The organism is Ensifer sp. YR511 (assembly GCF_900103045.1).
Classification (GTDB): domain Bacteria; phylum Pseudomonadota; class Alphaproteobacteria; order Rhizobiales; family Rhizobiaceae; genus Ensifer; species Ensifer adhaerens.
Genome location: NZ_FNGR01000009.1, coordinates 93,861 through 113,435, shown reverse-complemented (window position 1 = coordinate 113,435; position 19,575 = coordinate 93,861). Strand labels below are relative to the sequence as shown.

At 64.7% G+C, this 19,575-nt stretch carries 16 protein-coding genes; 7 read left to right on the top strand and 9 right to left on the bottom strand.

The window, feature by feature from the left end; translation table 11 throughout:
* Nucleotides 1–60 precede the first annotated feature (60 nt).
* Nucleotides 61–1,539 (bottom strand): SLC13 family permease, encoded by a 1,479-nt coding sequence (locus tag BLU15_RS17640; RefSeq protein ID WP_244546763.1) that lies wholly within the window; start codon nt 1,537–1,539, stop codon nt 61–63.
* 228 nt (nt 1,540–1,767) lie between these two features.
* On the opposite strand from BLU15_RS17640, the gene BLU15_RS17635 reads away from it, so the two are divergent.
* Nucleotides 1,768–2,217: a pyridoxamine 5'-phosphate oxidase family protein gene (locus BLU15_RS17635; RefSeq protein WP_090296814.1), complete on the top strand. Its 450-nt coding sequence runs from the start codon at nt 1,768–1,770 to the stop codon at nt 2,215–2,217.
* A 46-nt stretch (nt 2,218–2,263) separates the two neighbouring features.
* Here the strand turns inward: BLU15_RS17635 and BLU15_RS17630 are convergent, their stop codons facing one another.
* The 7 genes from BLU15_RS17630 to BLU15_RS17600 form a co-directional block, all read right to left on the bottom strand.
* Nucleotides 2,264–3,100: a universal stress protein gene (locus BLU15_RS17630; protein ID WP_090296811.1), complete on the bottom strand. Its 837-nt coding sequence runs from the start codon at nt 3,098–3,100 to the stop codon at nt 2,264–2,266.
* Between the two features lie 250 nt (nt 3,101–3,350).
* Nucleotides 3,351–4,595, bottom strand: coding sequence for a Gfo/Idh/MocA family protein (locus tag BLU15_RS17625; protein ID WP_060521983.1), 1,245 nt, complete (start codon nt 4,593–4,595; stop codon nt 3,351–3,353).
* A gap of 81 nt (nt 4,596–4,676) precedes the next feature.
* Nucleotides 4,677–5,696 carry a LacI family DNA-binding transcriptional regulator gene (locus BLU15_RS17620; RefSeq protein WP_090296808.1) on the bottom strand — a complete coding sequence of 340 codons (1,020 nt, stop codon included), beginning with the start codon at nt 5,694–5,696 and terminating at the stop codon, nt 4,677–4,679.
* Nucleotides 5,693–6,649, bottom strand: a complete 957-nt coding sequence (locus tag BLU15_RS17615; protein WP_034805661.1) for an ABC transporter permease — start codon at nt 6,647–6,649, stop codon at nt 5,693–5,695. Before BLU15_RS17615 ends, BLU15_RS17620 begins: the two co-directional genes overlap by 4 nt.
* Nucleotides 6,646–7,638 (bottom strand): ABC transporter permease, encoded by a 993-nt coding sequence (locus BLU15_RS17610; protein ID WP_090296977.1) that lies wholly within the window; start codon nt 7,636–7,638, stop codon nt 6,646–6,648. Before BLU15_RS17610 ends, BLU15_RS17615 begins: the two co-directional genes overlap by 4 nt.
* Nucleotides 7,638–9,143, bottom strand: a complete 1,506-nt coding sequence (locus tag BLU15_RS17605; RefSeq protein ID WP_060601720.1) for a sugar ABC transporter ATP-binding protein — start codon at nt 9,141–9,143, stop codon at nt 7,638–7,640. Before BLU15_RS17605 ends, BLU15_RS17610 begins: the two co-directional genes overlap by 1 nt.
* Before the next feature lie 164 nt (nt 9,144–9,307).
* Nucleotides 9,308–10,333 carry an ABC transporter substrate-binding protein gene (locus BLU15_RS17600; protein WP_090296974.1) on the bottom strand — a complete coding sequence of 342 codons (1,026 nt, stop codon included), beginning with the start codon at nt 10,331–10,333 and terminating at the stop codon, nt 9,308–9,310.
* Between the two features lie 451 nt (nt 10,334–10,784).
* Here BLU15_RS17600 and BLU15_RS17595 point away from each other — a divergent pair, with 451 nt between their 5' ends.
* The 6 genes from BLU15_RS17595 to BLU15_RS17570 all read left to right on the top strand — a co-directional run bounded on the left by BLU15_RS17595 (nt 10,785) and on the right by BLU15_RS17570 (nt 16,959).
* The gene (locus BLU15_RS17595) at nt 10,785–11,603 is read left to right on the top strand and encodes a DUF3100 domain-containing protein (RefSeq protein WP_034805657.1); all 819 of its coding nucleotides are present in this window, start codon (nt 10,785–10,787) and stop codon (nt 11,601–11,603) included.
* A 15-nt stretch (nt 11,604–11,618) separates the two neighbouring features.
* Nucleotides 11,619–12,131: a hypothetical protein gene (locus BLU15_RS17590; protein ID WP_034805654.1), complete on the top strand. Its 513-nt coding sequence runs from the start codon at nt 11,619–11,621 to the stop codon at nt 12,129–12,131.
* A gap of 105 nt (nt 12,132–12,236) precedes the next feature.
* The gene (locus tag BLU15_RS17585; protein ID WP_090296805.1) at nt 12,237–13,394 is read left to right on the top strand and encodes a M20 aminoacylase family protein; all 1,158 of its coding nucleotides are present in this window, start codon (nt 12,237–12,239) and stop codon (nt 13,392–13,394) included.
* A gap of 24 nt (nt 13,395–13,418) precedes the next feature.
* The gene (locus tag BLU15_RS17580) at nt 13,419–14,336 is read left to right on the top strand and encodes a LysR family transcriptional regulator (RefSeq protein WP_234798789.1); all 918 of its coding nucleotides are present in this window, start codon (nt 13,419–13,421) and stop codon (nt 14,334–14,336) included.
* Between the two features lie 178 nt (nt 14,337–14,514).
* Nucleotides 14,515–15,399, top strand: coding sequence for an NAD(P)-dependent oxidoreductase (locus tag BLU15_RS17575; protein ID WP_034805645.1), 885 nt, complete (start codon nt 14,515–14,517; stop codon nt 15,397–15,399).
* 18 nt (nt 15,400–15,417) lie between these two features.
* On the top strand, nt 15,418–16,959 hold the full coding sequence (locus BLU15_RS17570) for an aldehyde dehydrogenase family protein (protein ID WP_060530414.1): 1,542 nt from the start codon (nt 15,418–15,420) through the stop codon (nt 16,957–16,959).
* Between the two features lie 75 nt (nt 16,960–17,034).
* Here BLU15_RS17570 and BLU15_RS17565 read toward each other — a convergent pair whose 3' ends face one another.
* Complete coding sequence (locus BLU15_RS17565; RefSeq protein WP_371589960.1) at nt 17,035–19,317, bottom strand: TonB-dependent receptor; 2,283 nt, start codon at nt 19,315–19,317, stop codon at nt 17,035–17,037.
* Between the last annotated feature and the right edge of the window lie 258 nt (nt 19,318–19,575).

The following is a 19,575-nucleotide window of genomic DNA, read 5'->3' as shown; positions in this document are numbered from 1 at the left end:
AAAGAGCCGAAGCGACAGACGCTTCGGCTCCTAAAATGACATTATATCAGATGCTTATCGTCATGTTGCCAACCCGACTGCCGGCCAGATCAAAAGCGCGAAGAGGGCAAGCAGCGCGATAAACGGAAGGGCCAGCATCAAGGCCAAGCGCAGGAGATCGGAAGGGCTGAAAGCGGGTGGCTCCATACCTCCGAACAGCGCTACGGGCTTCGCCGAAACCATCAGCGTCTGGCAGAAGCCACTACCTATGGCTGTGACCATGATGAGGCTGGCGGGGCTGACCCCGAAGCCCGCCAGCGGCAGCGCAACGGCCGGAATGAGCACCGTCGCGCGAGCCGTTCGCGAGGCAAGGACGACATGGGCAAAGGTCGCGACCGCAATGGCGAGAAGCACGACCAGCCACGCCGGCGGCTTGCCGATCTGGCCGAAGGCACCGATCAGGCGATCGGCAAGTTCCGTCGCCGTGCCGGTCGACAGCAGCGCTTCGCCGATGACGAGCGTGCCGGCGAGGAACAGAAGCAGGTTCCACTCGACACCTTTCAGCGCCTTGCGGAACGGCATGCCGGAGATCTTTTCCGACGCAAGGACAAGAGCGCCGACGAGTGCCACCACCGGCAGCGCGATGCCGTGCAGGTCCGAGGTCGCGAGTGCTGCGACGATCGCAGCGGTCACGGCAAGGATTGCCTTGTCGCGCGCCGAAAACGGACGTTTCTCCGTAGGCGCGGCCGGCAGGTCGAGGCGCGAGTTACGGTCGGCATCGTCGAGGAAGAAGCGCAGGATCAGGCCGCAGGCAAGGAGGCTCGTCAGCAGCGCGAAGGGCGCGGCAAGCAAGGCCCAGCCGAGAAAACCCGGCGCCTCACCGCCGCTGCGGCGAATGAAATCGACGGCGACGAGATGGGCGCCAGCGCCGGTCAGCGAGGCGGCCGCCGAAAGCAGGATCACCGACGGGAACAGGAGGGCCAGCGCGCGGGTGACGCCAGGGCGGCCGATGGTCGAGGCAAGCCCCAGGAAGACCGGCATGAAGATAGCCGCCCGCGCCGAGGTCGAGGGGATGACGAAGGCGGTCACGAAGATCGTCAGCGTCACCACCCAGAACAGCCGGCTGACGTCGCGGAAACGGGCAAGCAGCCTGAAGGCGAGCCGCTCAACGAGACCAGATGCCTGCAGCACCGCTGCAATCACCGATGCCGCCATCATCAGCCAGACAATGTCGTTGCCAAGCGCGGCATAAACCGCCTCTTCGCCGACGGCGCCGGTCACGGCCAAAGCCGCTGCCCCAGCAAGCGCCACCGGCGTTTCCGGCAGGTCGAAGATCGTCCAGCAGATCAGCGTTGTCGCAAACACCATCAGCGAAAGGCGCATCGGCAGCGCCAGGCCGTCGGCCGCGAGAAAGATGAGGACGGCGGCAAAGGCGACAAGCATTGCGCCGACGAGCAGGCGCACCTGGCTCACCGGCATATGGCCGTCAACGCGTTCGGCTACCGCCGCGTTCAGGGTGACGAGGTCTTTTTCCGAAGCGATCACCGGGCTGATGGTCATAGCTACGCTCCCTTTTTGCTGGCCGACGCTCGCAAGCGGCAACCGCGCCGCACGAAGCCATCAGGCTGATTTCGTGGGAGGGCAAACGCGACGTCGGGGAGTTTATTCCCCCGCGCCTGAAGATTTTCCGACTTCGCTTCCGATGGCCCGACTTGAGCGAAATCAATGCCGGTTCGTCTGGCAGGCAGAAACTGGTGCCCAGATGACCTCTTTCAAAAGGAGAGTTTCATGTTGATCAGGGAAATGTCGCGGCAGGAATGCATCGACCTCGTCGCCGAGAACCACATCGCCCGCCTCGGGTGCGTCCGGGATGGCCAGCCCTATGTCGTGCCCATCCAATATGCTTTTGCCGCCAACAGGCTCTACGGCTTTTCGATGCCCGGGCAGAAGATCGACTGGATGCGGTCCAATCCCCGCGTCTGCATTCAGTTAGACACGGCAACGGACCGGAAGCACTGGCGAAGCGTCGTCATCTACGGCCGCTATCAGGAACTGCCGGATACGAAACAATGGCATCGCGAGCGCATGAACGCCTGGTCGCTTCTCGAACAGCGCGTGAACTGGTGGGAACCGGGCGGTCTGAAGCCTGGCGATCAGGCAATTACCGGCGCCTCGCCGCATCTCTTCTTCGAAATCGAGATCGATGAGGTAACCGGGCGGGCAGCCACTATGGGTTGATGACCGTCGGCGCGCAGTCAGATGGCTGCGCGCTCGGCCCTGCCGGTCAATGGGCCATCAGCACGGGAACCACTGCGTTTTCGAGCATCGACCGGGTGACGCCGCCAAAGACGCGTTCGCGCATTCTGGAGTGGCCATAGGCGCCCATGACGATCAGATCGGCGGCCACGTCGGAAGCGAACCTATTGATCACGTCATCGACCCGATGCCCGCCGCTCGGCAGCCGCTCGACGGAAACCGAAACGCCGTGCCGGGCAAGGTAGCCAGCGATATCGGCACCGGGTTCCTCGCCGTTCTTGCCGTAGGCGGAACGCGGGTCGACCATCGTCACGTGGACGATCTTGGCGCCCTTCAGCAGGTCGAGCGCTTCGCGCACCGCACGGGCCGCTTCCAGCCGGGAGTTCCAGGCAAGCACCACCGTCTTCGGATCAAGCCGCGCGGGCTTGCCCTTGGGCAGGACGAGGACCGGTCGCGCGGAGTTGAACAGCGTCCCGTCGATGGTGCGCGACCGCAGCTCCGGGTCCAGCATCAGGCCGTCGCCGACGAGCGTCAGGTCGGCATAGCGTGCGCGCTCGCCGATCTCGTCATCGGCCCAGGCAGCCTCGGTGTATTTCGTTTCGACGCTGAACGAGATGCCTTCCCGGGTGAGAACGTCGGTTGCGCTTGCCACGCAGGATTCGAGCTTGTCGACCTCGCGCTGACGTTCGTTCAGCCAGTCAATCGAGATGGCGGCGGCAAAATCGCCGATCGGCGGAGAAGCGGCGAGCTTGACGATCAACAGGGAGAGGTGAGCGTTTGCCGAAACGCAGACCTGTGCCGCGGCACGCAGATCGTCTGCGGAATGATCGACGCCGACCACGGCGAGAATTGTCTTGTATGTCATCGCGTTTCCTCCTCGCGACCGGACCTAAGAACTGAGTCAGCCTAGGCAACTGCGCACCCGGCGACATTGATCCCCGTCAACCGGGATCATGGAGGAAAGCGTATAATTATTGGGGGGCTCTACGCGCAGGCGTCTAAGCCGCCCCCCCTCGTTGCGGGCGGGCCGGCGAAGACGGTCATTGCCTCCGCCGCCCAATTGCTCTGCAATCTCGGCCTCACGGCCTCGACCGCGCGGGCCTGAACTTCAGTCGTCAGGCACCCCGGCGCGCGACGACCGGCACGTAATGTTCGAGCTCCGGCGCCGGGAAGTTGAGCGTCGCGTTGATTTCTGCCGACCGGTAAAGCCCCATCAGCATCTCGACGACAGCAAGGCCGTCCTCGAAGGTTTCGAGCGGCTTTTCGCCCTTGCGGAAGCACTCGACCATGTGGCGGTTTTCGTCGGTATAGCCGTAGACGCCGGCCTCGTCCTCGAGCACCGGCATCAGGCCCTGCTCGGCATTCTGCTTTTCGACAAGATCCTCGCCCTCCGAGCCCTTGACCTCGCGCGACATGAAGATCTTCAGGCCGGTAGAGAGCGAATTGTATTCGAGCGCATATTCCGGTCCGAGCAATTCGAGCTGGATGCGCAAGCCGGCGCCGACATAGGCCCAGGAGGTGGTCGCCTCGATCATCAGCTCGTTGCCGTCCTGGTCTTCGAGCGTCACCGTGGCGCGGGCAAAATCCTCGGACGGCCGGTTGCGATAATCGACCTCGTTGCCGAAGCGATTGCGCAGTTGTTCGGCATAGTGGGGACGCGTCCATTTGAGGTTGGCGACGGTGCCGTTTACCGCCTTGATCTTCAGCGAATTGCGCGGCGCACCGGGGGCCGTCAGCAGGTAGCGCGCGACCTCGACGCTGTGGCACATCATGTCCGAAAGCACGCCGCCGCCCTGCTTGTCGCCCTGCCAGAACCAGGGTTCGTGCGGGCCGGAATGTTCCTCGGCCGCGCGCGCCAGATAGGGGCGCCCGGTGGTCGACGCCGCGCGCCGCCAGATGATTTCCTTGCCACGCAGCACCGGCGTGCAGAAAACCTGGTTTTCCAGATAACCGTGGTTGAGGCCGGCATCCTCGGCCAGCGACAGCATCTCGCGGGCTTCGGCAACCGTGCGGGCAAGCGGCTTTTCGCAGGCAACGGCGAAGACCTTGCTGCGGCCGTCCTTGACGGCCTTGTGCAGCGAACGCATGACGTCGATGCGGGTGTAGTTGGGCGAAAGGATCCAGACCGCGTCGACGTCATCGGCGGTCAGCAGCGCTTCCAGGCTTTCATGCGTGCGGCAGCTGCCGAGACCAAGCGCCTCCACCTCATTTGCAAATTTCTCGCGGTTCTCGGCCTTGCGGCTGAAGACGCCGGTGACCTCGACATTACGCACGCCGATCATCGATTTCAGATGGAAATGGGCGATGAAGCCCGATCCGACGAAACCCACGCGCAGCGTCTGCTTCGGTAGCTGTGTCATTCTCTTCTCCCATTGATCGATTTTGGTAACGGCGGGGTGCGGGCGGAAAACCGCACGCGGCTTTCCTCGTCCCACCTCCGGCTATTTACGTGGCGGCGCGGTGCTGCCACGGATGTTGAGCGTGGTCGGCAGGACGATGGCCGGCTCTGCGGCGACGTCGCCATCCGAGAGGACGTTGAGAAGCTGGGACATCGCCGTACGGCCGATGTCGGCGCGCGGCTGGCTGACGGTCGTCAGCGGCGGATAGAAGGCCTTGCTGAGATAGAGATCGTCGAAGCCGACGACCGAGACGTCTCCGGGCACGTCGCGGCCAAGCCGCCGTAGCGCATGGATTGCGCCGTACGCCATCTCGTCGTTGGCGGCGAAAATCGCGGTCGGCGGCTCCGGCAGGGCGAAAAGGTCCGAGGCGCAGGCCTCGCCGCTTTCGAGCAGGTAGTCGCCGCGCACCTCGTACCCCTCGGGGACCGCAAGGCCGGCCGCTTTCATGGCGGCCCTATAGCCGTCGCGGCGGTGGAGCGCCATGACCTCCGGCAGGGGACCAGCGATATGGGCGATGCGGCGATGGCCGAGCGCGATCAGATGGTCGACCGCAGCCTCAGCGGCGGCGACGTTGTCGATCTGCACATGCGGGAAGCCGGACCCCTCGATCATTTCGAGCGCGATAACGACAGGCAGATGCGAGAGATCGGCGCTTTCGCCCGGCTCAGGCGGCGGCAGCTTGCCGGTCATCAGGATCATGCCGTCGGCATGGCCGTCGCGCAGCATGTTGAAATACTCGACCTCGCGGTCCGGGTCGTTCTCGGTGTTGCCCATGAGGACGGCGTAACCGGCCTCGCGCGCCGTCGCCTCCACGCCCTTCAGGATCTCGAGGTAGAAGGGGTTGCCGACGTCGCGCACGACAAGCAGTACCGACATCGACCGGCGCGTTCGCAAGTTGCGGGCGCTGACATTCGGGCGGTAGTTGAGCTCGCGCGCCAGCGCGTTGATGCGCTGGCGTGTCTCGTCCGTCACCAGCGACGAGCCGCTCAGTGCCCGCGAAACGGTCGCAACCGAGACACCGGCGCGTTCTGCGATATCTTTGATCTTCGGCCGGTCGCTCATGCGCGCATCGCCCTCCCGCGGCCGTAGAACAGCATGAGCAGCAGCAGCGTCGCGCCGAACACCATCTGACGGCCGGACTCGTCGATGTTCACCGTCGTCAGGATGCCCTGGAGGATGACAAGCAGCAGCGCGCCGGCCATGGTCCCGGTGTAACCGCCCTTGCCGCCGGCAAGCGACGTGCCGCCAAAGACGACCGCGATGATCGACGACAGCATGTATTGCTCGCCGACATTGGCGAAGGACGATCCGGAATAACCGAGCAGGCAGAGCCCGGCGATCGCGGCGAACATGCCCGAGATCATGAAGAGACCGATGCGCATGAGCCGAACCGGCACGCCAGCCATATAGGCCGCGTGCTCGTTGGAGCCGATCGCGTAGATCCGATGACCGAAGACGGTGCGGTTCAGCATGAAGGCCATGAACAGGCCGATCACGATCCAGAGCCAGATGATGCCGGGAATGCCGAGCGCCAGCGGCTGGGTCACGAAGGCGGAGAGGCCGGGCGCGGCGCGACCCGAGGGAATGCCCTGGCGGATGACCACCAGCAGGCCCTGCAGCACGCCCAGCATGCCGAGTGTCATCACCAGCGGCGGGATGCGCAGAAGCGTGACGCCGAGGCCGTTCAAAAGGCCGAAGAAGGCGCCGGCCGCCAGGCAAGCCAGCACCGCCGGCAGGATGCCGCCATCGGCACCGTTCATGACATTGCCGGCGATGATCGCCGAGAGCGACACGACCCCGCCAACGGAGAGGTCGATGCCCTCGCGGCCGCCGAGAATGACGACGTTCTGGCCGGCGGCGACGATGCCGAGCAGCGAGGCGACGATCAAGAGCCGCAGGATCTGATCGGCCGAGGCAAATCCCGGCGACAGGCTTTGGCCAAGATAGAGCAGCGCGACGATGAGGATGAGCGCCACGACCAGCGGCTGTTTGAAGAACGACGTAACCGAGCTCATGCGCGTGCCCTCCGACCGGCGAGCACGCCGGCCATCAAGACGATCAGAATGGCGAGGCCCTGGACGAAGTTCTGCCATTCCGACGGCGTGCCCATGAAGAAGACCAGGGAATTGACGAGGCCGAGCGTCAGGGCGCCGAGCAGAGAGCCGACCACCGTCGTCCAGCCGCCGGCAAGCGCACTGCCGCCAAGCACGACGGCGGCGACGCTGTAGAGCGTCATCTTGCCGCCGACCAGCGGATCGCCGCTCGCCGTATCACCCGTCAGGCAGAAAGCGGCAAGCGCCGAGAACAGCCCGCACAGAAGGTAGCCCTTGATGCGGACGGCGACGACCGGAAGCCCGGTCTGATAGGCGGCCTGCTGGTCGTCACCGACGGCCAGCAGTTCGGTGACGATGCGCGTGCGCGACAGGAAGTAAAGCAGGACAGCCAGCGCCGCGAGCACGTAGAAGACGAAGGGCAGGCCCAAGAGGCGGCCGCCATAGGTGCGCCAGAACAGTGCCGGCGCCGGCGTACCGGCAACGGGCATGACATAGAGCGCCAGCCCGGTGAAGAAGATGCTGGTCGCAAAGGTGGCGACGATCGCCTGCAGCCGAAGTGCTGCGACGACCAGTCCGTTGACCAGCCCGCAGGCAAGTCCGATCAGGACGCCGAGCGCAAGTGCGAGCAGCACGGCACCGGCGCCGCCGCCCCAGCGCTCCATCAGGACGACGATCGCGACATTGACCAGCGACAGCGTCGCGCCGGCGGAAAGATCGATATCGCCGGCGGAGACGACATATGTCTGCGCGATCGCCAGCATGATGAGCGCCATATAGGTGCTGAGCAGACCCGTCAGCGAGCGGTAGCTCAGGCTGTTGGGCGAAAAGAGGCCGTTCAGCGCCAGCAGCACGATGAGGATGACCAGCGCCGGCAGGAAGGGGTAGCGCTCGAGCCAGGAGCGCAGGCCGCCGCTCCTGGGAGAGGAAATGTCTGTCGCGGTCGATGTCATCATGCGGCCTCGTATGCAGCCTGGTAGAGATTGTAGCGGGTGCGATCGTCGCCGGTCAGTTCGCGCGTCACCGAGCCGCCGTTGAAGACGAGGATACGGTTGGCGTTGCCGAGCAGCTCGGCGTCCTCGGACGAATAGAGCAGGATGCCGAGGCCTTCGGCCGCAAGCTGGCGAATGAGCGCAAAGAGATCGGCCTTGGCCTGGAGGTCGATGCCCTTGGTCGGGTCGTCGAGCAGCAGCACGTCGGGCCGATCGATCAGCCATCGGGCGATGATCACTTTCTGCTGGTTGCCGCCGGAAAGCGAATTGATCGGATGGAAGAGGCTCGCAAACTTGGTGTGCATCGCTTCGAGCGCCGGCATCGCCTTGTTTTTGAGGCTCGAGGGCCGCGCGAGCATCAGCCGGTCGCGAAGATAATGGATCGGCGTGACGTTCTCTATGATCGGACGGCCGCTGATGACGCCGTCGCGACCGCGGTCGCCGGAGACATAGGCGCAGCCACGGCGAATGGCGTCGCGCGGGCTTTTGGCATCATAGCGTTCGCCGCCGATCGTCACCTCGCCGGATGAAACGGTGCTTGCGCCGAAGATGGCCCGCAGCAGCGCCGATTGCCCCTGCCCGTGCAGCCCGCCGAGCCCGAGGATCTCGCCCTTTGCCACCTCGAAGCTGACATCGCGAAAGCCCTTGCCCGAGAGGCTACGTACGGAGATCGCCGTCTGCGCGCCAGTTTCCACCACCGCTGGTGCCGATGACCTTGCAGCCGGCATGTCGCTGGCGCCGCCGACCATCAGCCGGATGACCGTTGCCGGGTCGGTCTCGGAGAGTTTCAACGTCTCGATGGTCTCGCCGTCGCGGATGATCGTCACGCGATCGCCGATCGCGGTGATTTCGTCCATGCGGTGCGAGATGAAGATGATGCCGCGACCCTGGCCTTTGAGATCGCGCAGGATCTCGAAGAAGCGATCGACCTGGGCGCGGTCAAGTGCGGAGGTCGGCTCGTCGAAGATCAGGATCGGCGCTTCGCTGGCGAGCGCCTTCATGATCTCCACCAGTTGCCGCTGGTCCGCCCGAAGGTTGCCGACCAGGGCCTCCGCGTGGAAACCTTCGCCGGAGACCTCCGAGAACAAGGCGATGTAGCGCGCCGCGCGCGCCTTCATTGCCGCCCGGTCGATGAAGAGGCCGGCCTTCACCGGCAGGGCGGAAAGGCAGATGTTTTCCTCGACCGACCGGTGGCTGGCGAGGCTGAGTTCCTGGTAGAAAATGCCGATGCCGGCGGCGCGTGCGGCTTGCGGCCCGGAGATCGTCACGCGCTTGTCGTTGATCAGGATCTGGCCGCCATCCGGCCGCACGCTGCCGGCGATGATCTTGCACAGCGTGCTCTTGCCGGAGCCGTTGGAGCCCATCAGCACATGCACTTCGCCGGCAGCGATCTCAAGGTCGCCGCGGCGTAGCGCCAGCGTTGCGCCGTAAGCCTTGCTCACGCCGTTCAGTCTCAGTTTCGACATCGGCTGTCGTCCATTTGGTTGCTTGCCGCATCTTCAGGGATGCTCGCGCTCGGCACCGGCTCCACTGCAGCAATCTTTCACGCCCGATCGGCCTTGGTCGGTGGCCATCGGCGGCATCGGTCGCCGGGCGGCTCAAGACAAGAGTCGCCCGGCGAAACCCGAACTTACTTGAACAACGCCGTGGCGTCGTCGATCGAAAGCGCGTTGGTGTAGGAGTAGTAGCCCGGCTTGCCGTCGAGCTGCTTGGCGGCGTCGCCGAGGTTCTTGCTGTCGATGAACGGGATCGGCAGATACATGGCGTTCTTGTACTGGCCAGCCGTTGCCGGCTCCTTCAGTTCCTTGCCCTGCAGCATCAGCACCGCGACGTTGAGCGCGCTTGCCATGACGCCCGGCGGGTTGACGGTCGCGCCGGAATTCAGCTTGTCCTTGACCCAGAGATCGATGAAATCCTTGCGGATTTCGCCGGTTGCGGCGATCTGGCTGGTCTTGCCCGCATCCATGATCGACTTCCAGGCGCCAGCCGCCATGCCGTCCTGCACGACGACGCCGTTGATATCAGGATAGGTCGCAAGAATGTTCTGCATCGCTTGCTGGCCCTGGGCCTGATCCCAGTTGGCGTTGACCTCGTTGACCACCTGCAGGTCTGGATAATCCTTGAAGACGCTCTTGTAGCCGGCAACGCGCATTTCGTTGGCCGGATGGCCGGCGACGCCGTTGATGGCGACCACCTTGCCCTTGCCGCCGAGCGTGTCAGCCAGCCACTTGGCGCCGGCGGCGCCCCAGGCCGTCTGGTCGATGCCGACATAGGTCGCATCCGGCGAGGAAACCTCAGCGTCCGTCGCGATCACCAGGATGCCGGCTTCCTTCGCCTGGGCGAAGATCGGATCGAAGGCCGTCGGGCTGTTGGGGTTGATGATGATGGCATTCACGCCCTCGGCGATGAAGTTGCGCACATGCGCGATCTGCCCGGGCACGTCGACATTGGCGCTCTGGACGGAGACTTCGACGTCGACGCCCTTCTCTTTCCACTTCGCCGCGGCCTCCTTGGCCTCGTCGATCATCTGCGTGCGCCATTCGCTGCCGACCCAGCCGTTGGACAGGCCGATCTTGAAGGTCTCGGCCTTGGCGAAAGAAGCGGAAATGGCAATGGTTGCGACAGCGCCAAGCGCTGCGGCGATAAATTTCTTCATCAGATCCTCCCAAATCTTGCGAAAACCATGAAGCCAGAAAATGTAATCGATTTCAATGGGCATTTTCAGGGAATTTTGTGCGGTTTCGTTTTCCGCCGCCGGGAGGATCAAGGAGATAATGGAAAGCGTCGGGCGCGGGCAGAATAGACTTCGGCAAGTGTCTCACCGAGAGAAGCCAATAGTGCTTGGTTCCCCCTCCCCGCTGTGCGACAGCAAGGGCAGAGGCGGTGACGATTCGTCGTTGCGCCAACTGGAATGAACTGCAGGAATGACGCCATGACATGAAGGCGCTGCGGGATTGATCCCGATGGCCGCCAGAACAGCGGCCCGCCCGTTGCTCAAATCGCAACACTTCGTTGCTTGCCGGCCGGCTAGCCGCAATTTGCCCTCACCGCCTACTCTGAACGCTGGGCAAAGAACAACAACTGGCTCCCAACCAGAGGAGAACATCATGACCGGGAAAACCGGAGCCGCCTCGGGCGCGCTCTATCTGCATATCTTTGTGCTGGCGATCGTCATCGCCTCCGAGCTGATCGGCATTCAGCGTCTGCCGATCGGTATCGGCACCGTCATCTTCCTGCCGATCCTTTACGCTTTCGCGCTTGGCATCGCCTTCAATCCGGCCATTTTCAAGGCGACCGGCAAGTTCCTGTCGCGCGATGCGGTCAAGCTTTCCGGCGCGATGATCACCGTTGCCATCATGCCGTTCATCGCCAAGTTCGGAACGACGGTCGGCCCGCAGATTTCGCAGATCATCGAGGCCGGCCCGGCGCTGGTTCTGCAGGAGCTCGGCAATCTCGGCACGATCATCGTCGCCTTCCCGGTCGCAGTGTTCCTTCTCAAGATGGGTCGTGAAGCCGTCGGAGCCACCTATTCGATCGACCGCGAGCCGAACATCGCGCTGATCGCCGACAAATACGGCCTCAACTCGCCGGAAGGTGCCGGCGCCATGGGCGTTTATGCGACCGGCACGCTGATCGGCACCTTCGTCTTCGCCATCATGCCGCCGATCGTCCACGGCCTCGGCATCTTCGACGTGCGTGCGCTCGCCATGTCCTGCGGCGTCGGCTCCGGCTCGATGCTGGCGGCCTGCACCGGCGGCCTCGTCGCGGCGGTGCCGGACCAGAAGGACATCATTCTCGCGCTCGCCGCCGCCAGCAACATCCTGACCTATGCCACCGGCCTCTATGTCGGCATGTTCGTGGCGCTGCCGTTGACGGAGTGGCTCTACAACAAGGCGCGCCCGTCCGAGCGTCGCACCGCAGCCTGATCGGGAGAGAGAACCATGACCAACCAGAACACCTCCGCCAACTACGCCGACGATCTCCCGCTTAACCCCGAGGACGAACGCAAGCTCGACGTCATCGGCCATGCCGGCCTGCTGATCATCGCCTGCGCCATCGGCCTTGTCGCCAACTGGGTCGGCACCGGAACGTCGCCGCTCACCGCGCTGCCGGGCATGGCGACGCTATATGCCGCCTGCATCGTCGGCCTGGCGCTCGCCCGCTTCGTGCCCTTCTACCTGCCAAGCGTCGCCTGGGTTTCGCTGATCGCGATCCTCATCACCATCCCGGGCGTACCGGGCGCAGCCTGGGTCAGCGAACAGGTCGAGCACCTCAACTTCCTCGCATTGGCGACCCCTGCGCTTGCCTATGGCGGCCTTGCCTTGACGGCGAACGAGTTCGCGATCGCCCGCCGCTCGGGCTGGAAGATCGTCATCGTCGCGATCTGCGTGATGGTTGGCACCTATATGGGCTCGGTCGTCGTCGCCGATCTCTTCCTGCGCCTCGGCCAGTAACGCGGCACGCAATTCCAGGAAGCGGTTTTCCGTCCGGAATTGTGTAAGAGAAACAGGTCGGCCGCTCTGCGGCCGGCCATCCCCTCAAACGACAGGACGCACGCCATGACACGCCACGACATCAGCCCCGAGCGCATCGAGGAAACGATCCGCTGGCGTCATCACCTGCATGCCCATCCCGAGCTTGCCTTCGAGGAACGCCAGACCGCGGCCTTCATCGCCGGCCGGCTTGCCGAATGGGGCATTGCCGTGAAGGACGGTTATGGCGGCACCGGGCTTGTCGGCGCGCTCAGGCGTGGCACATCGAACCGATCGATCGCCATTCGCGCCGACATGGACGCGCTGCCGATCATCGAGACGAGCGGCGCTGCCTACGCCTCGAAGACGACGGGCAAGATGCACGCCTGCGGCCACGACGGCCACGTCGCCATGCTGCTGGCCGCCGCCCGGCAGGCGAGCGAGATGGACTTCGACGGCACCGTGCATTTCATCTTCCAGCCGGCCGAAGAGGCCGAGGGCGGCGCCCGCGTCATGGTCGCCGATGGCCTCTTCCGTGATTTCCCGGCCGATGCCGTCTATGCGCTGCACAACTGGCCGGCGCTCGACGTCGGCACGGTGGTGGCCCGCGACGACGCGATGATGGCCGCCTTCGGGGTCTTCGAAATCACCATCACCGGTCGCGGCGCCCATGGGGCGATGCCGCATGAGGGTGCTGACCCGCTCGTCGCTAGCGCCCAGATCGTCACGGCCTTGCAGACGATTGCCAGCCGTAACGTCTCGCCACTCGAAGCGGCCGTCGTCTCGGTCACGCAGATCCACGGCGGCGACGCCTGGAACGTGATCCCGGAAAAAGCCGTGATCCGCGGCACCACGCGCTGGTTCGACAAGGCGGTCGGTGACACGCTCGAAAACCGGATGCGCACGCTCGTTTCGGCCCTTGCCGAAGGGCTCGGCTGCACGGCCGAGCTCGATTATCAGCGCCGCTATCCGGCGACGATCAACGATCCCGCAGCCGCCGCGCTCGCACGCTCGGTCGCCGCGGCAGACCCGGCCTTGACGGTCATCGACGCGCCACCAAGCATGGCGGCCGAGGACTTCGCCTTCATGCTCGACGAACGTCCCGGCTGCTATCTCTGGCTCGGCGCAAGACGCGAGGGCGTTAACCCCGGCCTGCACTCGCCGCACTACGATTTCAACGACGCGATCATCGGCCAGGGCGTAAACCTCTGGACACGCCTGATCGCGACCTCGCTTGGTCGTTGACCCCAAGGGGATTCCGTCGCATCCATGACCACCATGGACGTACTCGACGCGAAAGCGCTCAGGATCTTTATGGCGGTTGCGCGCATCGGTTCGATCCGGGGCGCTGCGGAGCATATGGGGCTGGCGCCATCGGTCGTCAGCCGCCAGATCGCCGACACTGAACGCGACATCGGCCTGTCCCTCTTCGAGCGCACCGCCCGCGGCACGGTCCTGACCGACGCCGGTGAACTGGTGCTCGAACACGGCAAACGCGTGCTCGAGGACAACGGGCTGCTTGCCGAGCAGCTCGACCAGATCCGCGGCGTGCAGCAGACCCGCATCCGCATTCGCTGCGGCGAAGGTTTCATGGCCGACCTGGTGGAGCACGGGCTCTCGTCGTTCTCAAAGGCACACTCCTATGTGCGCTACATCGTCGAACTCGGCAGCACCGAAGACGTCGTCGACGCCATCGCCAACAGCGACGCCGACATCGGCATCGCCTACAATCCCCTGACCGAACCGCGCATCCGGGCGCTGGCGATTGCGCGCCAGCCGCTCTGCGTCATCGTGCCGGCGGGCCATCCCCTGTCCGAGCGCAGCGACCTGAAACTTGCCGATTGCCTCGCCTTCCCGTGCGCGCTGCTCGGCAAGGGCAATGGCGTGACACAACTGGTGGCGCGGGTGGCGGCCGATGCGGGGCTGGCGCTGGCGCCGTTGCTCGAAACCCATTCGATCGAGGTGCTCCGCCGCTTCGTTGCAGCAAGCCTCGGCGTCACCTTCCTGCCGCGTACGTCCGTAACCGTGGAAATCGCGCGCGGGTCCATGCAGGCGATCGACCTCTCCGATCCGCTGCTGAGCGAGGCGAGCGCGCATTTGATGGTGCGGGCCCACCGCCGCCTGCCGCTGTCGGTCGAAAAACTCGGCCAGCATCTCGCGCGCGAGATGCAATCCTTCCAGACTTAGAAGACCGTCCTAGCTCGATGAAACCCGCGCGGCGCTAACGCTCGCCTTTCCCATCACCGGCGGTCGAGCAGACGTTGCCACGCCAGCAACGCATTGTACCAGGCGCGCCGTCTACCCGCTCGCCAGCCCGCATGCCACCTTCGCCGGATCATTCTGATCATACGAGGGTAAGCGGATCATGACGGCGGAACGAACGACAGTTGGCGTGGTGGGTTTGGGCGCCATGGGTCTCGGCATGGCGACGACGCTCGCCGGCAAAGGTTTTGCCGTCAAGGGCTTCGACCTCTCCGAGGCCCGGCGCACGCTTGCCGCCGAAGGCGGGGTGACCCCGGTCGAGGCTCTGACTGACGTCTTCTTCGACACCAACTTCATCGTCTTCTCGCTGCCGACCGCCAAGGACGTGGCAGCCGTCGTCGAGGCCAATCTCGAAGCGCTGAAGGCGGCCGGCCGCCGCGTCGTCATCATCGACACCTCGACCTCCGAGCCGGATGTCTCGCGTGATCTCGCCGCAGCCCTTGCCGGCCTCGGCCACGGCTTCATCGACGCGCCGGTCTCCGGCGGTCCGGCAGGTGCCGCAAGCGGCAAGCTGACGATGATGATCGGTGGCAGTGACGCGGACGTCGCCCTTGCCGGCCCGGTGATCGACGCGATGTCGGCCAAGGCCCTGCATGTCGGCCCGAGCGGCGCCGGCAACGTTGCCAAGCTCGTCAACAACCTGCTCGCCGCCGCCCATATGGTGACGACGGGCGAAGGGCTGAAGCTGGCGCTTGCCGCCGGGCTCGATGCGGACGAGGCGCTGAAGGTGCTCAACGCCGCGTCCGGCAAATCGATGATCAGCGAAGTGCATTTCCCGACCTGGGTGATGAACGGCCGCTTCGACAGCGGCTTCACCATGGGCCTGATGCGCAAGGACGTGCGGCTTGCCAGCGAGCTTGCGGCCCGCACCGGCGCCGATCTGCCGCTCTCGGGCGCGGTCGCCAAGCTCTGGGCCGAGAGCCCGCTCGAAAACGCCGAGGACTTCACCCGCATGGGCGCCTTCCGCCCGGTGGCCAACGACAACTGAGACTTGAAGGGAACGACGATGAACGACATGACCATGCCCGCCAAGGCCGAGCGCATCCGGGCGCTGTTCCACGGCATCATTCCCGGCACCGAGATCGGCAGCTATGTCGACGGCACGCTGGTGCCCGGTTCCGGCGACGAGCAGGCGCTCACCGATCCGGCGACCGGCGAAGTCTTCGCCACCTTCAAGGACGCCGGCGCTGATATCGTCGACGCCGCCATGCAGGCGGCAGCGCGCGCCCAGCGCGAATGGATCTCGATGACCGCTTCGGCGCGCGGCCGGGTGATGAACGAGATCGCCCGCAAGATCCGCGAGCGCGCCGGCGAGATTGCCGAGCTCGAAAGCCGCTCGGCCGGCCGGCCGATCCGCGACATCCGTGGCGAGGCTGTCCGGGTCGCCGAGATGTTCGAATATTATGCCGGCTGGTGCGACAAGCTGCACGGCGAGGTCATCCCGGTCCCGACCTCGCATCTGAACTATACCCGCAACGAGCCGGTTGGCGTCGTCGCCCAGATCACCCCTTGGAACGCGCCGCTCTTTACCGGCGGATGGCAGATTGCGCCTGCGATCTGCGCCGGCAACGGCGTCGTCATCAAGCCGTCGGAACTGACGCCGCTCAGCACGCTCGTGCTCGGTGCGCTCTGCGAGGCGGGCGGCGCGCCCCGTGGCCTCGTCAACGTCATCGCCGGCCAGGGCGTAACGGCGGGCCAGGCGATGGTCGCCCATCCGAAAACGGCACTCGTCGTCTTCGTCGGCTCGGCGCTTGCCGGTTCGGCCATTGCGGCAGCGGCTGCGAAGAACGTCGTGCCCTGTATCCTCGAACTCGGCGGCAAGTCCGGCAACATCGTCTTTGCCGATGCCGATATCGACCGCGCCATCGTCGGCGCCCAATCGGCGATCTTCTCTGGCGCCGGCCAGAGCTGCGTTGCCGGCTCACGCCTGCTCGTGCATCGCTCGGTGCACCAGCAGTTCGTCGAGCGTTATGCCGAGGCTGCCGCGCGCATCCCCGTCGGCGATCCCTATCTCGACAGCACGCAGATCGGCCCGATCAACAATGCACGACAATGGGCGAAGATCGAGGAAATGGTGCGCCAGGGCGTTGCCGAAGGTGCAACGCTTGCAACCGGCGGCGCCAAGCCGGCTTCTCTTCAAGCCTCCGGCGGCTTCTATTTCGCGCCGACCATTCTCGACAACGTCAAGCCGGACATGACGATCGCCCGCGAAGAGGTCTTCGGCCCGGTCGTCGGCGTCACGGTCTTCGACGACGAGGACGAGGCGGTCACCCTCGCCAACGACAACCCGTACGGCCTGGCAGGCGCCGTTTGGACCCGTGATGTCGGCCGCGCACACCGGGTCGCTTCAAGGGTGCGGGCCGGGACCTTCTGGATCAACGGCTACAAGACGATCAGTGTCATGTCGCCCTTCGGCGGCTTCGGCCGCTCCGGCTATGGCCGCTCCTCCGGCCGTGATGCACTGATGGCCTATACACAGACGAAGAGCGTCTGGGTCGAGACCGCGGAAAACCCGGCCGTCGTCTTCGGTTATTCGCCGGAAGCCTGATCGGCACGCCCCCCGAAACGAGAAACGGCCGGCAGAATGCCGGCCGTTTCTTTTTGTGACTGAAGCTCCTCTGGCTCAGAATTCAAACGCAGTCGACACCATGAAGGTGCGCGGCGCGCCGGCGGCAAGGAAGCCACGGGCGGACGAGGCCCAGTAGTTCTCGTCGAACACGTTCTGGACGGTCGCCCGGATTTCCACCGGCTTAGCGTTTTCACGCTCGAAGGAGTAACGCGCACCGAGATCGACCCGCGTCCAGTCCGAGACCTTCTGCGTGTTCCTCTGGTCGTAGTAGGTGCTGCCGGTATAAACGAGGCGACCGGTGAGCGTCAGGTCCTCGACCCAGGGTGTGTCGTATTCACCATAGAGGCTGATCGCGGTCGTCGGGACGCCGGGCACACGGTTGCCATCGAACCGCTCTCCTGTTCTCGAGTTCTCTGCCTTATCGAGCTTGGCGTCCATGAAGGTGATGCCACCAAGCAAGCGAACGCCGTCAACCGGTTCGCCATAGGCTGAAAGCTCGATGCCACGGTTCACCTGCAGGCCGTCGACGGCGAAGACGCCGCCGGTTGTCAAACCGTTTGGCTGCCTGATCTCGAACAGCGCTGCGCCGAGCATTACTTCGCCGAGGTCGTATTTGAAGCCGATTTCCTTCTGCTTGCTGACAACAGGAGGGAAAATCTGGTCGCTGTTCAGAGCGTTGGACGGCGCTGACGGCCCTTCGGTCAGAGCTTCCACGTAGTTGCCGTAGACAGAGAAGCTGTCGGTGACGTTTACGAGTGCCGCGACGGCAGGGCTGAACCGGCCTTCCTCGTAATAGTAGGTCTGTTGACCGAGCGGCACGGCGCCGGGACGCGTATTGTACCCTCGTACACGCATTTCCTGATAGCGCCCGCCGACCGTCAGCTGGAAACGGTCTTCGGCAAAGGAAAGCGTATCGGAGATCGCGACGCTGGTCGCGAGCAGGTCCGAAAACGCATGCAGGTCGTTCGAGCGCGGAAGCCCGCCCGTATTGACCCAATCGCTCGGCACATAGATCGGATTGTAGATGTTGGTCATGTAGCTTCTGAAGCCGAGCCTGCCCGGATGGAAGTAGCCGCGGTTGTTCTCGTTGAGCGCTCGGCTCACAGAAACGCTGAGCTGGTGACCGACGGGTCCGGTATCGAACTCCGAGCGGAGACCAACCTCACCCGAGACCCCCTGGATCTCCTGCGGATTGTAGCCGAACTCGGCCAGCGCATCGCCATTGGGATTTTGAATGGTGTAGGACGTGCTCAGGAAGTCCTCGCGGTAGCGGCTGATGCCGCCGGCGGCGTAAACAGTGGTGTTCTCCAGCACGTCGAACTCGACGCGGCCAGCGACCATATTGTGTTCACTGTCATGGTATTCGAACGGGTTGGACGTGTTGATCCGGCCGTCCGGCGCTTCCGGGATCTTGATGCCCGGCGCTGCCGCGTTGAACAGCGAGGCCGGCGCATTGATGTTCTGCTTGGAATGATTGAGGTCGAGCGAGGCACGCACCCGATCGCCGCGATAGTCGAGCCCGAGCGACAGCACGCCGATCTCGTTTTCGTTGTGGTCAAGCGCCGTGTCGCCGCCACGATAGGAACCGTTGAAACGGACGCCCCATTCGCCCTCGGGCCCGAAACGGCGACCGACATCGAGGTGCGACCACAATTGCGAGTCCGACATATAGGTGGTCGTCAGTCGCGTCAGCGGCTCGTCGGTGGCGCGCTTGGGCACCAGATTGATAGTCCCACCGACGCGGCCGACGCCGCCGTTGACCAGCGCGCTCGGGCCTTTCAGGACCTCGACGCGCTCGATACCCTCAAGGGGGCTGCGGCGCGGGTTGGTGATGTAGAAGAGGCCGTCATAGGCCGTATCCAGATTGGTGACCGAGAAGCCGCGAATGAAGAACGAATCACGCTCGCTGAACGCCGGCGCATCCATGCGTACCGAGGGATCGTTGAGGGTGACATCGGCGACCGTTCGCGCCTGCTGATCGCGGATCAGCTTATCCGTGTAGCTGGTGACGCTGAACGGGGTTTCCTTGACAGGACGGTTGCCGAGCGCGCCAAGCCGCGCACCGGTCGCCATCTGACCGCCCGCATAGGGAGCTGACGGCTGGCCGATGGTGCCGGTCTCAGGCGGCTGACCGCCCGCTTGCCCGACGGCCACGATGGGGGCCAGCTGCGTCGCGCCGCCCGAATTGCGTTCAGCCTGGGCCGGGCTTTCGACCCGGTTGGTCTTGCGTGCCTCCTGGGCCGACGCCGCCACGGCGGACATTGCCAGCAGCGACACGCCCGCCAGCACGACTTTGGCTCGCCGACGCGAAACCGAATTGAACCTGCCCCTTGCCATTCTCTTACCCCTGTAACTTCGATTAAGGTGAATTCCGTATCCGCCACTGTCGCCGGCCGAACCCAGCCGCCGCTCAGAACGCGACGCACGCGCCTTGCCCGTTGAACAACGGTGCAGGACGAGCCCCGGACATTGCGTTCAGTTGCGGCTATTTCGACCGACAGACGGGTCTCGTGCGCAGCAGCTCGCTTCGGCAAAGCGGGTGCGTAACGGGCCCGTCGGTCACGGCGCGTTCGGTTGCGCCCATGCAGACTGGCT

Excerpts from the sequence above, each read along its gene's own strand:
- BLU15_RS17640 (WP_244546763.1), bottom strand. The coding sequence starts at position 1,539 with ATGACCATCAGCCCGGTGATCGCTTCGGAAAAAGACCTCGTCACCCTG.
- BLU15_RS17635 (WP_090296814.1), top strand. The coding sequence starts at position 1,768 with ATGTTGATCAGGGAAATGTCGCGGCAGGAATGCATCGACCTCGTCGCC.
- BLU15_RS17630 (WP_090296811.1), bottom strand. The coding sequence starts at position 3,100 with ATGACATACAAGACAATTCTCGCCGTGGTCGGCGTCGATCATTCCGCA.
- BLU15_RS17625 (WP_060521983.1), bottom strand. The coding sequence starts at position 4,595 with ATGACACAGCTACCGAAGCAGACGCTGCGCGTGGGTTTCGTCGGATCG.
- BLU15_RS17620 (WP_090296808.1), bottom strand. The coding sequence starts at position 5,696 with ATGAGCGACCGGCCGAAGATCAAAGATATCGCAGAACGCGCCGGTGTC.
- BLU15_RS17615 (WP_034805661.1), bottom strand. The coding sequence starts at position 6,649 with ATGAGCTCGGTTACGTCGTTCTTCAAACAGCCGCTGGTCGTGGCGCTC.
- BLU15_RS17610 (WP_090296977.1), bottom strand. The coding sequence starts at position 7,638 with ATGACATCGACCGCGACAGACATTTCCTCTCCCAGGAGCGGCGGCCTG.
- BLU15_RS17605 (WP_060601720.1), bottom strand. The coding sequence starts at position 9,143 with ATGTCGAAACTGAGACTGAACGGCGTGAGCAAGGCTTACGGCGCAACG.
- BLU15_RS17600 (WP_090296974.1), bottom strand. The coding sequence starts at position 10,333 with ATGAAGAAATTTATCGCCGCAGCGCTTGGCGCTGTCGCAACCATTGCC.
- BLU15_RS17595 (WP_034805657.1), top strand. The coding sequence starts at position 10,785 with ATGACCGGGAAAACCGGAGCCGCCTCGGGCGCGCTCTATCTGCATATC.
- BLU15_RS17590 (WP_034805654.1), top strand. The coding sequence starts at position 11,619 with ATGACCAACCAGAACACCTCCGCCAACTACGCCGACGATCTCCCGCTT.
- BLU15_RS17585 (WP_090296805.1), top strand. The coding sequence starts at position 12,237 with ATGACACGCCACGACATCAGCCCCGAGCGCATCGAGGAAACGATCCGC.
- BLU15_RS17580 (WP_234798789.1), top strand. The coding sequence starts at position 13,419 with ATGACCACCATGGACGTACTCGACGCGAAAGCGCTCAGGATCTTTATG.
- BLU15_RS17575 (WP_034805645.1), top strand. The coding sequence starts at position 14,515 with ATGACGGCGGAACGAACGACAGTTGGCGTGGTGGGTTTGGGCGCCATG.
- BLU15_RS17570 (WP_060530414.1), top strand. The coding sequence starts at position 15,418 with ATGAACGACATGACCATGCCCGCCAAGGCCGAGCGCATCCGGGCGCTG.
- BLU15_RS17565 (WP_371589960.1), bottom strand. The coding sequence starts at position 19,317 with ATGGCAAGGGGCAGGTTCAATTCGGTTTCGCGTCGGCGAGCCAAAGTC.